Genomic DNA, 15,967 nt, shown 5'->3' with positions numbered 1-15,967 from the left:
GCCTATATAAGGGGAAAGATAAAAACAGAAAGGCGGCGATTATAAAAATCACCACCTTTAGAGTAAAGAGAAAGTAGGCCTAAATCCAAAACTAACTGCTCTTTTTCGCTTTAAGCGTAACGAGTTGTCCCCAAATAGTTTTGATTGATTAAGCTGTGTTCGAATTCTTGGCTCGGCATTGGTCTTCCGTAAAGGTAACCTTGGCCCACATCGCAGCCTTCATTAATAATAAATTGCTCCTGAACCTCCGTTTCTATGCCTTCAATCGTCACTTTTAAGTCGAGCTTTTTGGCAATTTGGACAATAGAACGAACAATTTCCGAGTCTTCGTGTGAGTTGAGCATTTGGTCGATAAAGCTCTTATCAATCTTAATGGTGTCGAATGGGAACTTCTTCAGATAACTGAAGGAGGCGTAGCCCGTACCGAAGTCATCTAGTGACAATGTAACGCCAATATCGTGCAAAGATCCCAAGGTATTCTTGGCAACCACTTCATCTGCTATCAGTCCACTCTCCGTAACTTCAAGTTCTAAGAAACGAGGCTCTAAATGATAGGTTTCGAGTAGGTGAACCACTTGTTCCGCAAAGTGTACGTTCTTGAGTTGAATTGCAGACACATTCACAGCCATCTTGAAATCTTCAACGTATTCGGACCACTCTTTGGCTTTTTCAATCGCATTGCGTAAAACAAAGCTGCCCACTTCGAAAATCAAACCGTTTTGTTCAGCCATGTGGATCAGGGTTTCGTTAGAGATATCACCCAAAACAGGATGTCGCCAACGAAGCAAAGCTTCAGCACCGACCCAGCGATGCGTCAACGGGCTAACTTTGGGTTGAAAGTAGAGCATAAGGTCATCATTACGAACGGCTTGAAGCAAATAGCCTTCGATCTTATTAATGTGAGTTTGTTCTTCGGTATGGGATTGAGAGTAGTAAGCGAACTTTTGTCCTGAATCTTTGCAGGCTAACATCGCTTCAGAAGATTTCTGCAGAATGCTTTCCGCGTCATCTTCGTCGTTCGTAATTGCAATCCCAATAAACGCGTGCAAATGCACTTTGTCACTTTCGATGTCGAATTCTGAATGACCAACTTTAACGAGCGTCTGGCAAAGTTCTTCAAGGCGATGGTGTAAATCTTTAACGCTAAACGCCAATACGAGGTCAACCGAAGTAGGGCGTGCAGTTAATACATCGATATCAGAAATACAGTCGATGCGTTTTCGGTATTCAACAAGCACTTGGTCTAACGCGTTATAGCCGTAGCGTGCTTGTATGCGTCTACCGTTGGTAAAACCAATATGAACGACTGCAAATGAGCTGTCTGTCAGCCTTCTCTGTGACAGTAGCTTGTGGTTTAAGCGAGATTTAAATGCGTTTCGGTTTAAAAAGCCGGTGCCGAGGTCGTGATTCTTTTGGAAGTTAATCTTCTGTTCAGCCGCTTTTCGTTTATCAATTTCTTGATTCAACGAGTAATTAAGGCTCGCGAGATCTTTAGTGCGATTGTAAACGCGGTTTTTTAGGTCGCGATTCATTTGGGTAAGCTTGGCGTGTTGGAATAGGGTTTTAAGCTGAGATTCAATCGAAGTCCGAAAGCTCTCTAACAGTTTGATATAAGTAGGGGTGTAGTGATTCTCTTTCGAGTCCAAGATACAAATGGTGCCAAACAGTTCACCGTTAGGCCAAAGTAATGGAATACCACAATAGGAGACTAAGCCGAGTTTGATGTCTGGGTTGTTGTCCCACTTAGGATCGGCAAGCGCGTTAGGCACAAGAAGCTGTCGTTGAGTTTCCATCACTGTTTCGCAGTACAGCCCATTCCGCAGCGTTTCAGAATCACCTTTGTTGTATGGGTTGTTCTCGCTACGACTGGTTGAAAAAACTTCAATGTAATTGGCGTGAACACGCATGATTAGTGCTGCGGGCACTTGAGTAATTTGAGCTAAGAGGTCGACAATATTCTGCCAACCGTGCTCCATATCGTCTGGGATATCTAAATCGAGAGTTTTTATTTTCTTCATATGACTCCGAGTCAATTATGCTAAATGCATCAACACATCCTGTGTTAATTATGATGAACCAAAGAAAACTGTGAATCTTACGTTAACTAAGTATAAGAAATGTTGCACAAAAAAACCTCGGCAATTTTGCAGAGGTTTTCAAATGTGAATACGGGTCTCAGTAATGAGATAAATTTCGATTAGGGCTTTAATTTTATAAAGTCTTCGCTATTCAGTTTCTTACTGTAATCTACTGATGGCTGCGCGAACCCGTTGAGCTGCAAGAACTCGTCTTTGAACCCTTGGTAATCACCTAAAGTTTGGAAGTTGTTTTCATCCATCTTTTCTAGTAGTTCAGTTACGTGCGCTTGGGTTTCTGGATCTAATTCCCAATCATCCATACGGATCAATCGCTCACCATCAAGTGGTACTTTTGATTGACCATAGAGTTTACTGCTAAATAGACGCTGCATTTGTTGGATACAACCTTCGTGGGTCTCTTTCTCTTTCATCACTTTATACAAAGCAAGTAAGTAAGGGCTGAGTCCCGGGATGAAAACGCTCGCTTTAGTGACTAGTGCTTTACAGACAGTCGCGTAAGCGTTGCCATCAAAGTTAGCTAATTCTAGATTAAGAGCGTGGCTGGTTTGGTGAAGGTCGATCTTAGCGCGACCTAAAGTACCGTCTAAGTAGATAGGGTGCGTCACTTCAGGGCCAACATAGGAGAAGGCGATCGTCTTACAACCCGGAGCAATAGACTCAGCGTTGATCAGTTCGTCTATCCAGTTTTCCCAATCTTCACCACCCATCACTTTGAGTGTACTTTCGGCTTCTTCTTCCGTCGCGGCTTCAAGCGTGTTGGTGACCCAGTTGTCGTGTTCCAGAGAAATGGTTGCGCCAGTTACGCTTTCACCAATAGGTTTGATGGCAGAGCGCCAAAACTCATCGGAATCTGGTTTAGGACGAACGCCTGCAGCTAAGCTATAGATAATCAGATCCACTTCACCTTCGAAGTAGGTTTCAATGGCTTCGACAACTTGTGAGCGTGTTTCTTGCGAAAATGCGTCGCCAACGATGTTGATAGCAGTGCGTTGCTCTCGTTCGGCTTCTTTTTTGAAGTAGATGTTGTTGTACCAACCAGCACTACCTAGGGATTTTTCGTTTGGACCGCGCTCGAATGAGACGCCGATAGTGTCAGCTTTTGCGCCGCCAAAGGTAAGGGCAATACGAGCGGCAAGGCCAAAGCCTGAGGAAGCGCCGATAATCAGTACTCGTTTAGGGCCATCTTTGATTTGCGGCGCACTCTTAACAAACTTGATTTGTTGCTTTACGGCTTCTTGACAGCCAAGAGGGTGAGCGCTTTTGGCTACCACACCCTTGATAACAGGTTCGATCAGCATAAATAACCTTACAGTTAACGGTGATATGCACTCAGGCTAACGTAAAGCTGTGTAAAATTTATTGAGCTAGACCATTAAAACTTAAAGATACTGATATAATTCTTCGGCGACGAATTCAGCAATCCAAGGTTGAGCCTCTGGTTTTGGATGCAGTCCATCGTTCATCATCCACTCAGGTTTGAGGATGATATGCTCTAGGAAAAACGGCAAAAGTGGCACGTTTTGTTGATCAGCAAGCGCTGCAAAAACGTATTCAAACTGCTGGTTGTAACGCTTTCCGTAATTTGGTGGGATTTTAATCTGCATCATTATAGGTTTGGCGCCCGCAGCTTTTATCTGCTCAATGATCTGCTCAAGATTTGCAGACATCAGCTTAGGTGGGAAACCACGAAGTCCATCATTCGCACCAAGTTCGATAAGAACGGTGTCTGGAGCATGTTCTTCAAGCAATTGTGGTAGGCGGGCTAAACCATTGCCCGTTGTATCACCAGAAATACTCCCGTTAACCACGGTTACCGTTTTGTCATGCTTTGCTAACGCGTCTGGTAACAGGCTTGGCCAACTCTGTTTGATGTCCATGTTGTAACCAGCACTCAGGCTATCACCAAGGACCAGTAACTTAGAATCTAAGCGGGTATCTTGAGCCAAAGAAGCGGTTGAAAATAAAATAAAGAATAAAAAGGAAATTAGTCGAGTCATGCATACATCCATCATTAAAGCAGAAGCTGTTTCGAAGACAGTGTCTACTAATCAAGAACATTTAACAATCCTAGAGCACGTCGATATCGATATTCGTGAAGGCGAAACTGTCGCGATTGTCGGCACGTCTGGCGCGGGTAAATCGACCTTAATGACGCTGCTTGCTGGTCTTGATGTACCAACGAAAGGCGAAATCAGTTTATTAGGACAGCCACTTTCACAGCTTGATGACGAGGCAAGAGCGAAGATCCGCAGTGAATCGGTAGGGTTTGTATTTCAAAGCTTCTTGTTAATTCCAAGTCTTTCAGCGCTACAAAATGTCACGTTACCTTGTTTGTTAAAGGGAGAAGACGAAGACATCGAACGCGCGACTGCTCTGCTTGAATCAGTAGGCTTGAAAGACAGGCTTGATCACTTACCGTCGCAGCTATCGGGTGGTGAACAACAAAGGGTCGCGTTGGCGCGCGCATTTATGATTAAGCCAAAAATTCTTTTTGCCGATGAACCCACAGGCAACCTAGACCAACAAACGGCAGCCAAAATTGTTGAGTTGTTGTTTGAATTGAACTCATCCCACGGCACAACGTTAGTGTTGGTGACACACGATCCTAAGCTTGCACAACGTTGCCAAAGAACACTCAAGATGCATGTCGGTCAGATAGAGGAAGTCTAAATTGAATTCATCAAACGGACTGAATAAACGCCTGTTTTCATGGAGTATCGAAGAGATTCGACACGGTCAGCTTTGGCCAGTTTCAATCGCTTTAACGCTTATTATTGCTTGTGTATTTGCATTGTCGGCGTTGGCCGAACGTATGGAGCAGGTAATTGTTAAGCAGGGCAAAGATGCGCTTACTGCCGATATCGTGTTTATCTCAGCAAACCCAGTTCCACAATCCTTATTAGACCTCACTCAAGTTGAACAGTTAGAAAGCTCTCAGTTGACTCGTTTTTCAACCATGGCATTCAGTGATAACTCAATGCAGTTAGTGACGGTAAAAGCAGTTGAAAGTAATTACCCATTACGCGGTGAAATGATCTTAGAGGGCGCTGATAAAGCATCAAGTAACCATGTTGAGCCGGGTGAACTTTGGCTAGACGAGCGTATATTTGCACAGTTAGAGGTTGAAATTGGTGACAATGTCACTATTGGTGATGCCGATTTAGCGATAACTGGACGAATCACTCAAGAACCAGGCTTAAGCTTTAACCCATTCCAACAAATGCCAGCTGTGCTGATTCATACAAGTGATATCGATGCCACGGGAGCGATTCAACCGGGCAGTCGCGTTAGCTTTAGATTGTTTTTAAATGGTGATGAATCGAAACTCAAAGCCGCACAAGACAGTATCGAACTGACACCAAGTGACCGCTGGCGTACACAAGACTCAGCCAGTCGTACCAACGACATGTTCGAAAGCACCACTCAATACTTATCACTAACGGTAGCTATCGTAGTGATCATGGCTGCGACCACTTTGGTACTCACTTGCCAACATTATGTTGCGAGTCGTCGTAAAACCATCGCGATGCTTAAGAGTTTGGGTGCAAGCAAGCAGTGGATCGTTAAATGGTTGTCTGTACAGGTATCTTTATTAGTGGTTATCGGTGCAGTACTGGGAATAACTATCGGTATCGGCTTAGAGTTTTTGCTTCGTATACCTCTGGGTGACTTATTACCAACGCCACTTCCTAGCTATGGTATTGAACCTGCAATCTTGGCGATTTTATCAAGCATCTTAATTGGTGTTCCTGCTCTTGGTATCCCGTTAATTGGCTTGGTCAATACCTCGGCAATCAGCGTTATCCAATCAAGTCACCAGTCCAATGAAAGCTACAAGAAATATTTGTTGTTACTGGTACCGATTATTCCAATGATGCTGATGTATGGCGACAATCTATTGGTATGGATAGTTCTAGCGGGTATCGCTTGCCTGTTCTTAGTACTTGCGGTCGTTAGTACGCTTGTTCTGCGTTTGGTTGGCAAGTTACCGACATCTACGTCTATGCGTTTAGCATTGAGCAGAATTAATCGCACACCTTTAGCAACGGGGATTCAATTTGGCTCTTTAGCGCTTTCACTGATGTTGCTGTCTATCATCTGGTTGGTAAGAAGTGATTTACTGTCAGATTGGCAGCAAACCTTACCCGAGAACGCACCAAATGCGTTTGCACTTAACATTGCAAGCTATGAAAAAGACAGTTATCTCGAGACGATTGATGCAAACGAAGTAGAGCGTACTCAAGCGTTTCCAATTATCCGAGGACGACTGACGACGATAAACGGTGTCGAAGCATCGGAATACAGTGATACCTCTGGAGAAACAGACGCACTAAGCCGTGAGATCAACTTCACTTGGGGAGGTAGCTTACCTAAGTACAATGAAGTATTAGAAGGCAGCTGGACACAAGAGCATGGCGTATCTGTAGAATCGGATGTCGCGGAGCAACTGGATCTAAAGATTGGCGATGAGCTGTCATTCACAATCAACAGCCAGAATGTTTCTGCCAAGGTGAATAGCATCCGCAAAGTCGAGTGGCGAGAAATGAAGCCGAACTTCTACTTCATTTTTACTCCAGATGTCTTGAGTTCAATCCCTTCTACTTGGCTAGTGAGCTTCAGATTAGAAGAACAACACAATCAGATGCTCAACGAACTCTCTCGAAATCATCCAACCGTGAGTTTGATGGATATTCGTAAGATGGGTAGCAAGATCCAAGAGTTGCTTAAGCAGATTGTTTGGTCGATTACCGTACTTGCGGCGTTAGGTGTGGTGGCGGGGCTGTTGCTTATCTTCACTCTATTGCGATTGAGCTTATCTCAAAGACAACAAGAGATACGCTTGTATCGAACATTAGGCGCGAGTAAGAAGCGAATTCTCAATACTATTTGGTGTGAGTACGGTTTAATGGCGTTAGTCGCAGGCTCAATTGCAGCCCTTGGTTCTGAGCTCAGCGTGGCAGGAGTGATGAACTTTGGTTTTGAGTTACAACCTTCACTTCACCCGATGTTGTGGATAGCGCTACCGGTGCTAACGTTCATCACATTAGCCGCGGTAGTGAATAGCTTAATCAAACGTTTGTTGGCACCAGTAAACAAGGATTTTGGCTAGTCGTTAGCGAGATCTAGCCAAGCGCTTAAAACGGTCTAAAAGTGAGATTATTTATACTTAGTCATGCACTATTTATAATACGTCGCTTTAGACCGTTTTTTATTTAACCAACCGGTAGCATAAGTAAAAAATATCGCACCTTAGATTCCACTGTTTTTAGCATTTTTTAAAACTAATTACCCAATAATGCCGATTTAATGAACAGCGGTTAGTCCCTGTAAACAAAGGGTTTGCGCAACTTAGCAAGAACGTTATCAACAGTTATCCACAAAAACGGTGGATAACTTTAGGGATAAGTTAACCGCTATGTTTTAAGAGTACTGAGGCAGCCTTTATGTGGCGTCACTTAGGACAAATTTGACTGTTAGAATAACCTTTAAAACCCTATCTGGAGTTATTGAGTCAAGAGATTATTTATGTTTTTTACATAGATATTAAATCCCGCCTATCTAAGACCTTGATAAAAATGTGTTTTAATTCATCGCAGAACAAAAGTAGAATAGAGGCAGTTAATCTTATTCTACAGAACACGATGAACCACAACAAAACGGATACAAATCAACCTTCTATTGCCATTGTTGGTGGTGGTATTGCCGGAACAACGAGCGCGATTCACTTTAGTGAGTTGGGTTTTAAGGTCACTATCTTAGAAAAAGGGCCGAGTTTGGTTAATGGTCCACCAATTTGCCACCTGCACGCTGGCGGCAATTTGTATCGAGATATTTCTGTAGAGCAGTGTCTTCAATTGCTCACACAGTCAATTGATACCGTCCGCTTATTCCCTCATACGATCAATATTCGTCCGACAATCATCGCCGTTCCGCACAGTGATGGTGGAGAGCCGTTGGATCTGCTTCCTCGTCTCAAGATAATCAAAAGCGCTTATGCCGATCTTGTTAAACAAGATAAAAGCAACCAAGTGCTTGGTGACCCGGAAGAGTATTATAAGCTGTACAGCAAAGAAGATTTATTAGCACTTTCTGCAAAAACGCAGCCTCTGAAACCAACATCGCTTGATGATTGGTGTATTCCTTTCGCCAAGCATACGGATTTAGAGACTCTTAAGTATCCTGTTGCGATGGTTCAAGAGTACGGTTGGAGTGTATTCCGCTTATCTGCGACCGCTCAATTGTCTTTAGGGCAACAAGCTAACTGTACTGTGTTCACCAACAGCCGATTACAATCTGTTGAGTCGACAGGCCAAGGCTGGTCTTTGACTTATACCGATGCCGAAAACCAAAGCTGCCAACTAACGACCGATTACTTGATTAATGCGAGTGGGTTTGAAACGGGTATTGTGGACGACTTTGTTGGCTCTAAGCAGCAAAGACTTGTTGAATTTAAAGCTGCGTACGTTACCGAGTGGCCATATTCGCAAGAATGTAAGGAAGAATGGCCAGAGGTTATCTTCCATGGCCCGAGAGGCACACCGCAAGGCATGGCGCAATTGACGCCATATGCTGATGGTGTGTTCCAACTTCACGGTATGACAGAAGGGATTACTCTGTTCGAGGGAGGGCTTGTTTCATCGTCAACAGACTCGTCACAGCCACAGTTGCCTTCGAAGCTGCTTAAGAAAATCGTATCGGGTTGGAGTGAAGAGCAGCTTGAATTAAGAACTCGCGCTGCCATAACGCATATGTCTCAGTTTATCCCAAGTTTCAGCTCTGCATTGGTCGGTGGTAAACCTTTGTTTGGTGCACAACAGATTCCAGGAACCGATCCAAGCTTAAGAGCTTCAGACGTTTCATTCTGTGGTGAACGCTATGCTCGACTTGAAGTAGTGAAAGCTTCTTCAACATTAGAAGCGGCACAAAAGGTTGCTGAGCAATGGTTTGATGTATCAGAGGCGGCATCTATTGAAGATACGCACTCAGTGACAATGTCACTTAATCTAAATGATATTGAAAACAGAGCGATAGATTTGACGCAAGAACGTGGATATCCAGAAGCGCTTGCAAAAGTGTCGGGGCAAGATCACGCTAAATAGCCAATCATCATCGACTGCGCTTAACTTCTTCAATTCGGCTTACTGTAATAGGTAAGCCGAATCTTCATTTCAACATCGGCTTAGATACCGAAACTCATCCAAACGACATCTTCCTAGGTAATTATTCTTAGCTACATAGCAATTAGCACATAGCAAAAACTAGTAGCCGAAAAATTGAGCCCATTGGCACCAAACATCTTGTAAGCCTAAGCGATCCCCCTTGCTGAACGATATCGCATGTCCAGGTTTTGCTTGTGCCAAGCGCGGTAAATCGATTCTTGCGACACATCCAATCTTCGGATAACCACCTATGGTCTGTCTATCATTAAGCAGCACGATAGGCTGTCCATCTTGTGGAATTTGAATCGCACCTAGGGCAATGCCTTCTGACAACAGCGAAATGTCAGGCGAGTCTACGGGCTCGCCACTGAGTCGATAACCCATCCGATTTGAGTTTTGGTCAACGTGATATTCCACGTTATACAAAGTTTCTCTTGCTGACTTGGAGAATAGCTCGCTTTGATAGCCTTCAATCACTCGTAGGTTCACGGGTAGATTGTAATCAGGCGTGTATCGGAAGGTAACACTCAACGCTTTAAACGGGCGCGAGAGTTGATGTTGGGTAAAAGCGATTTGTTGCCCTTGCTGGCATGGATCTCCATCTTGCGTTAATCCACCAATCTTTTCACGAGTCACTGTAGAGCAGCTATCAAGAGTTGATGGAACATCGAAACCGCCCTTAATGGCTAAATACGCCCTTAGACCATTTTTAGGCAAACCAAATGAGAGAACTTGCCCTTTAAAAGCTTGAAAAGTGCGCCAGTTAGCCTGTGGTTTACCATCGAGCTTCGCTTGTAAATCACCCCCGCATAGCGCCATCTCACAATCAAAATCGATTCGTAACGCGCATTGCCCAAGCGTGATTTCCAACGCCGCTTGGTTGACTGGGTTGCCCAATAGATGATTGGCCCAGCTATAAGAGTAATCATCAACCGGTCCACCTTGCGTTAATCCAAGATGAGCAACACCAAATCGCCCAAAGTCTTGAATCAAACTCAACGGACCGGGCTTAATCACTGTCAGTGTTGGTTTAGCTTTTGTCTTAGCCATTTACGATGCCTCCACCCAACTCTACAAACTCTTGTTTTGAAATCGCGTTGAAACGGACTGTGTCACCAACATTAAGCAGAGACAGCGGTCTTTGCGTGATATCGGCGTTCTTCAATTGGCTATGATCGAACAACGGAAGCGGGCAATTGCCAATAATATTCCAGCCGCCCGGTGAATCCGAAGGGTACACAGCTGTTTTAGTATCCGCGATGGCGATACTGCCTTTGGGCACATTTAAGCGGGGTGTGGAGTGCCGGGGTAAGGCAAGCTCATTAACCACATCCGACATAAAGGCAAAGCCAGGCGTAAACCCAATAGCACTGACGCTGTATGTCTGTGAGGTGTGATATTGAATAATCTCGTCCAGAGACAGACCTTTGTCTTGATATCGGTCTAAATCGAGCGCCGTTTCTGGTGAGTAATAGGCAGGAAGCTCAATCGTATCGCGAGTTTTACTAATACTAGAAAAGGTCGATAGAGCGTGATTCAACAAATTATTGAGTTGTTCAATGAGCTGCTGTTCTGATATTCGATAAGGTAGGTAATCGACCAATATAGTTTGGTAAGCCGGCGTCACATTCATCAACACCGGTGCTAAATTTTGGCGAATGGCATCGGAAAAGTGAGCCATGTAATGCGCATATTCGGCGCTAGATTGATTATTTGAAGGCGATAGTGTCAAAGTCACTAAAACGCTGCATTCCGCGACTGGCGCTATATTGAATTCAATCTGATTCGTCGTCATTTCGTTTCCATACGTTTGTTATCTTGCCTTTTTTAGCTTACTTGGCGTGTCTCACTTCCGTGTCCAAGCCAATACAAATCAATTAGATCTCACGAGCGATTAGACCATGCGTCATACCAATCACACGCTTCATACTAATTAAAAGCGTTGAGGTCTTGTCTGATTTTTCTAATTAATGCGATGGATTGAGGGTTATCACCATGAACACAGATAGTATCAGCTTCAATAGGCAGTCTTTCGCCCTCTAAAGTCGTAACCGAGCCATAGTTAATGATTTGCATAACTTGGTTATAGATATCGTCTTGATTGACGTAAACCGAGCCTTTTTGAGTACGTGGCGCTAATTGTCCGTTATTTAAATAAGCACGGTCGGCAAACGCTTCAAACAAGAGAGGCAAGTCATGGTCGTCAGCAATATCCAAATACTGTTGATTGTCTGATGAAGAGAGAATCATCAACGGGATGTTAAACTCAGCGACGGATTGGGCTACCGCATTGAACACATCAATGTTTGCCATCATATCGTTATAAAGAGCGCCATGAGGTTTCACATAGCCAACAGTGGTATGGTGATAGCGGCAAAGGGCTTGTAATGCACCGACTTGATAACAAACCAGCTCACTGATTTCGTCCATGGTGTGCGGAATAGAACGGCGACCAAAACCAACGAGATCTTGATAACCGGGATGAGCACCAATTTGGGTGTGATAGTGCTGCGCCAGTTTTATCGTCTTGGACATAACGTGCGGATCAGACGCGTGGAAGCCACAAGCGATGTTTGCCATATCGACCCATTCCATGACCGACTCGTCATCGCCCATCTTCCAATTGCCGAAACTTTCTCCCATGTCGCAATTAAGCAAAATCTTCGTTGTCACGTGGTGCTAATCCTTTACGTTGAGGTAAGTAATGACGGTCTTATAAATACCATAAATAAACAGTGACCTAACTCAAACTTTCGACACCGTAGATTTACCAGTATGGCATTTCATATATAGTTGAACTATTGATTAAAGGATTAATATCTATCTGTATATTAGGTGAGCACATGATATCCCGCCAGGTTTGCTTAGGACTAGCATTAACGATACCTGTTTTTGTCTCTGCTCAAGTAAACTCTCTAGACCAGCTCATGTCGATGAGCCTTGAAGAGTTGTCTATGTTAGATGTCGAAATGGAAACGGCTTCGAAAGTGACACAAAAACTTACCGAGATTTGTGTCAACCAAGAGTCCGTATATGTGAGGATCTCTCATGAATTCTAAGTGGCTCAAGTACCGTATTAAGCTCGGTTTTACGAAACTCAGCCTTGCCACTATAGCTATGTTTATTGTGCCTTTGAATACATCGGCGGCTAGTTTCAAGCCTTATGAAGTGAAAGCGGTGTACCTTTTTAGAATTGCCAACTTTATTCGTTGGAACGACGAGAGCACCATGAATACGGTTAACTTCTGTGTGATTGGCGATGAGAAGGTAAGCAAAGCACTGACGTCGATTACACAAGGGAAATCTATTCGTTCTCTCGCTATTCAAGTACATCAATTGGTGACTCATAAGTGTGATATCACTTATCTATCTGATCTCGATAATGATGAATTTAGCCGTAAAGCCCACTCACCACATACTGTGACGATTAGCGATATCCCAAACTTTACGGACATGGGAGGAGTCATTGAGCTAACGCACATCGATAATAAGCTAAAGCCTAAGATCAACTTAGTGAATGCAAGGCGCGGTGACTACGTCATTGGCTCGAACCTGTTACGAATCGCTATAGTGGAGGGCCAATAATGTTGTCTTTCATTAATAACATATCGATTAAAAACAAGCTGATATTACCCATTATCATCTTCATCGCAGTCACTTTTGTAACGATCCAATCGGTAAATTACACTGTCACGTTTGAGAGAGAGAAAGAGAGTCTTATTCAGCGTGTTAAAGTGCTAGCACAAGGTGTTGCTTATAACTTGCAAGCCGCGATTTTATTTGAAGACAAGTCATCGGCTCAGGAAATATTGTCAGCTTTCGTCGCAGATAAAGATATTGTTAGAGTGAAGCTCTATGACATCAACGAACAGCTTTTTGCCAGCTATCAGGTGAGCAACACTCTGGTTCCAAGGCCAAACGCAGAAGAATTAGACGATATCGCCGATCATCAATTTGCCATCTCTGAGCATTTCATCTTCTTGCTCGTTCCAGTGACACTGGATGGCGCAGTGATCGCGAACTTGAGAGTAACAATATCGAAAGAGACGTTTAATTCGATCTTAACGAATATTTTCAAGGTTGCGGTCGTCTACCTGTTGTTTCTGGTGATGTTAGGCGGAGTAGTGGTCAAATTGGTGCAACGCTTGATTATCGAACCGATGTTTGACCTCAATGAGGCGATGCAAGCCTTTGTTGAGCGTCGTTCGAAGCAGCCTAAATTAGTCGTAACGAACCGCGATGAAATCGGCGATCTGGTTCGAGCTTTCAATACCATGTTAGAAAGGCTTCAACATCGCGATAACCAAATCAATTTTACGTTAGACAAGTTACAAGAAGAAAAATCATTCGCAAATGAGGTCATTGAAACCGTTCAGCACTCTTTGTTGGTGGTGGATGAAAAAGGGCTCATTCTTCATGCGAACGCAGCTACTCGGGATATTTTTAAATGCTCGGAAGCCTTTCTTGAGAATTTGTTGATCCAAGAGTTGATCGCGACCAAGCAAACGGGTTACTTACAAGATGTTATTGATGCCAATATTGAACTTAATGACGAATTGCTGGAAACCACCGATCTCTTTCAATCAAAACGCTGGCTTCGTGTGAGCAGTCGTTCTTTGACAAAACATGGTCGTATTCTTTATGCAATCCAAGATGTCACCGACATAGAAACGGCCATGAGTCGCCAACGTATTGCTGCGGGTGTTTTCGAAAACAGTAAAGACGGCTTAATCGTGCTCAACTCATCCAATGTGATAACCATGGTTAACCCGGCGATCACACAACTTCTCGGTTATCACTCTGATCTGCTGGTGGGCAAAACACCATTTGAAGTATTTTCGTGGCAGCAATTTTCATCATTGATGCCGACAATTCGCAGTTCGTTAGACAACTATGGTCAATGGCAAGGCGAAGTGTGGGAGAAAAGCGCGTCCGGCACGTTAGTTCCAATGTTTGTCAAAGTGAATCGAATTGCCTCAGACAACGAGAAAGACGAGTTTGATATGGTATTAACGCTGTCTGATTTATCCAACGTTAAAGAGATGGAAAGACTCGAACACTTGGCTCATCACGATGCATTAACCGGGTTAGCGAATAGAGCGCAGCTGTATAAGGTTATGGATGATGTTGTCACGTCGAGCCACTATTCAAATCAGCATTTTGCGGTTATTTACTTGGATTTGGATGGCTTCAAAGAAGTGAATGACAACTATGGTCACGATGCGGGTGACGAAATCCTTAAAGAAGTGTCAAACCGGTTATTATCTCAGGTAAGAGCGGGGGATTTGGTTGCACGTTTGTCGGGTGATGAATTTGTTCTTATTATTAAACAGACAAACAAAGTCTTATTAGCGAAGTTAGCCGAGCGATTGTTGGATCTGATCGGGCAAGAAGTGAATTATAAACAGCGTTCACTTCATGTTGGGGCGAGCTTAGGTATCAATTTAGTTGATGGCTCAGAGCGTGATATTGACGTGATTCTAAAGGTTGCTGATGAGGCTATGTACCAAGCGAAACGCAAAGGAAAAGGTCAGTTTGTGTTCGCTCGTGAGGGTAAATAGGCACCGGTGTTTGTGAGCTCACCCTAAGTTGTTGTATCATAAGTGATAGGTTGAATATTTTTAATTAAAAGGTCTGCTAAGCATGAATGTTTTAGTTACAGGTGGCATGGGTTACATTGGTAGCCATACAAGTATCCAGATGATCAACGCAGGTATGACACCTGTACTTTTTGATAGCTTATACAACAGCAAACCAAGCGTTCTAGAGCGCATCGAAAAAGTCTCGGGCGTTCGTCCCAACTTCATTGAAGGTGACGTTCGTGATAAAGCGCTTTTGACTGAAACTATGAAGCAACACAACATCGAAGCGGTTATCCATTTTGCTGGTCTGAAAGCCGTCGGAGAGTCTGTGGAAAAGCCTCTTGAATACTACGACAACAACGTAAACGGCACTTTAGTTCTTGTTGATGCAATGCGTGATGCGGGTGTAAAAACCTTGGTATTTAGCTCTTCAGCAACGGTATACGGTGATCCTGCAAGTGTGCCAATTACTGAAGACTTCCCAACAAGCGCTACCAACCCATATGGTCGTAGTAAACTAATGGTTGAAGAGTGTTTAACCGATTTCCAAAAAGCCAATCCTGATTGGAGCATTACACTGCTGCGTTACTTTAACCCTGTAGGTTCACATCCAAGTGGTGAGCTAGGTGAAGACCCGCAAGGTATCCCAAATAACCTAATGCCATTTGTCTCTCAAGTAGCAGTGGGCCGCCGTGAATTCCTATCTGTATTTGGTAGCGATTATCCAACAAAAGACGGGACTGGCGTTCGCGATTACATCCACGTAATGGATCTGTCTGATGGCCACATCGCAGCGCTTGAGAAAGTAGGGTGCAAAGACGGTCTTCATATCTACAACCTTGGTACGGGTAACGGTTCAAGTGTGTTAGACATGGTTAAAGCATTCGAACAAGCAAGCGGTAAAGAGATCCCTTACAAGCTAGTTGAACGCCGTCCTGGTGACATCGCAGAGTGTTGGGCAGATCCAGCTAAAGCTCAGAAAGAACTGGGCTGGAATGCAAGCCGCACATTGGCTGAAATGACCGAAGATACATGGCGCTGGCAGTCAACAAACCCGAATGGATTCCCTGGTTAACCTAGTGGTTTCGTGAATGATTCAAAAATTAAAAGATGCTTTCGGGCATCT

At 43.9% G+C, this 15,967-nt stretch carries 12 protein-coding genes; 6 read left to right on the top strand and 6 right to left on the bottom strand.

The features are described 5' to 3' along the window. Window positions 1-110: 110 nt before the first annotated feature. The 3 genes from AB6E52_RS06170 to AB6E52_RS06160 form a co-directional block, all read right to left on the bottom strand. A complete protein-coding gene (locus tag AB6E52_RS06170; protein WP_102320818.1) occupies window positions 111-2,018 on the bottom strand; it encodes a GGDEF and EAL domain-containing protein in 1,908 nt (635 codons plus the stop codon). A 179-nt stretch (window positions 2,019-2,197) separates the two neighbouring features. Further along, window positions 2,198-3,397 (bottom strand): enoyl-ACP reductase FabV, encoded by a 1,200-nt coding sequence (fabV, locus tag AB6E52_RS06165; protein ID WP_102320817.1) that lies wholly within the window; start codon window positions 3,395-3,397, stop codon window positions 2,198-2,200. An 81-nt stretch (window positions 3,398-3,478) separates the two neighbouring features. Further along, complete coding sequence (locus AB6E52_RS06160) at window positions 3,479-4,096, bottom strand: arylesterase (protein ID WP_017060079.1); 618 nt, start codon at window positions 4,094-4,096, stop codon at window positions 3,479-3,481. Between AB6E52_RS06160 and AB6E52_RS06155 the strand changes: the two genes are divergently transcribed. The 3 genes from AB6E52_RS06155 to AB6E52_RS06145 all read left to right on the top strand — a co-directional run bounded on the left by AB6E52_RS06155 (window position 4,095) and on the right by AB6E52_RS06145 (window position 9,199). Continuing rightward, entirely contained in the window at window positions 4,095-4,769 is a 675-nt protein-coding gene (locus AB6E52_RS06155; RefSeq protein WP_004730959.1) for an ABC transporter ATP-binding protein, read from the top strand. The two genes, AB6E52_RS06160 and AB6E52_RS06155, sit on opposite strands and share 2 nt — an antisense overlap. Window position 4,770: 1 nt before the next feature. Continuing rightward, window positions 4,771-7,209, top strand: coding sequence for an ABC transporter permease (locus AB6E52_RS06150; protein ID WP_102320816.1), 2,439 nt, complete (start codon window positions 4,771-4,773; stop codon window positions 7,207-7,209). Between the two features lie 532 nt (window positions 7,210-7,741). After that, entirely contained in the window at window positions 7,742-9,199 is a 1,458-nt protein-coding gene (locus AB6E52_RS06145) for an FAD-dependent oxidoreductase (protein WP_102320815.1), read from the top strand. Between the two features lie 159 nt (window positions 9,200-9,358). On the opposite strand, the gene AB6E52_RS06140 is transcribed toward AB6E52_RS06145, so the two are convergent. The 3 genes from AB6E52_RS06140 to AB6E52_RS06130 form a co-directional block, all read right to left on the bottom strand. Beyond that, window positions 9,359-10,309 carry a biotin-dependent carboxyltransferase family protein gene (locus AB6E52_RS06140; protein ID WP_102320814.1) on the bottom strand — a complete coding sequence of 317 codons (951 nt, stop codon included), beginning with the start codon at window positions 10,307-10,309 and terminating at the stop codon, window positions 9,359-9,361. Then, window positions 10,302-11,054, bottom strand: coding sequence for an allophanate hydrolase subunit 1 (locus AB6E52_RS06135; RefSeq protein WP_102320813.1), 753 nt, complete (start codon window positions 11,052-11,054; stop codon window positions 10,302-10,304). The genes AB6E52_RS06140 and AB6E52_RS06135 overlap by 8 nt, the downstream gene beginning before the upstream one ends. Before the next feature lie 134 nt (window positions 11,055-11,188). Then, the gene (locus AB6E52_RS06130) at window positions 11,189-11,932 is read right to left on the bottom strand and encodes a 5-oxoprolinase subunit PxpA (RefSeq protein ID WP_102320812.1); all 744 of its coding nucleotides are present in this window, start codon (window positions 11,930-11,932) and stop codon (window positions 11,189-11,191) included. A gap of 375 nt (window positions 11,933-12,307) precedes the next feature. Here AB6E52_RS06130 and AB6E52_RS06125 point away from each other — a divergent pair, with 375 nt between their 5' ends. From AB6E52_RS06125 to galE, 3 genes are all read left to right on the top strand, one after another. Beyond that, the gene (locus AB6E52_RS06125; protein WP_102320810.1) at window positions 12,308-12,844 is read left to right on the top strand and encodes a YfiR family protein; all 537 of its coding nucleotides are present in this window, start codon (window positions 12,308-12,310) and stop codon (window positions 12,842-12,844) included. Next, on the top strand, window positions 12,844-14,820 hold the full coding sequence (locus AB6E52_RS06120; RefSeq protein ID WP_065584959.1) for a diguanylate cyclase domain-containing protein: 1,977 nt from the start codon (window positions 12,844-12,846) through the stop codon (window positions 14,818-14,820). The genes AB6E52_RS06125 and AB6E52_RS06120 overlap by 1 nt, the downstream gene beginning before the upstream one ends. Window positions 14,821-14,902: 82 nt before the next feature. Continuing rightward, window positions 14,903-15,916 (top strand): UDP-glucose 4-epimerase GalE, encoded by a 1,014-nt coding sequence (gene galE / locus AB6E52_RS06115; protein ID WP_017060088.1) that lies wholly within the window; start codon window positions 14,903-14,905, stop codon window positions 15,914-15,916. Window positions 15,917-15,967: the final 51 nt, after the last annotated feature.

Origin of the sequence: Vibrio sp. 10N.247.311.13, assembly GCF_041467595.1 — a bacterium.
In the GTDB taxonomy this organism is placed as follows: Bacteria; Pseudomonadota; Gammaproteobacteria; order Enterobacterales; family Vibrionaceae; genus Vibrio; species Vibrio crassostreae_C.
Note: the sequence above shows the minus strand (reverse complement) of the source record. Positions and strands in the feature narration are given on the sequence as shown.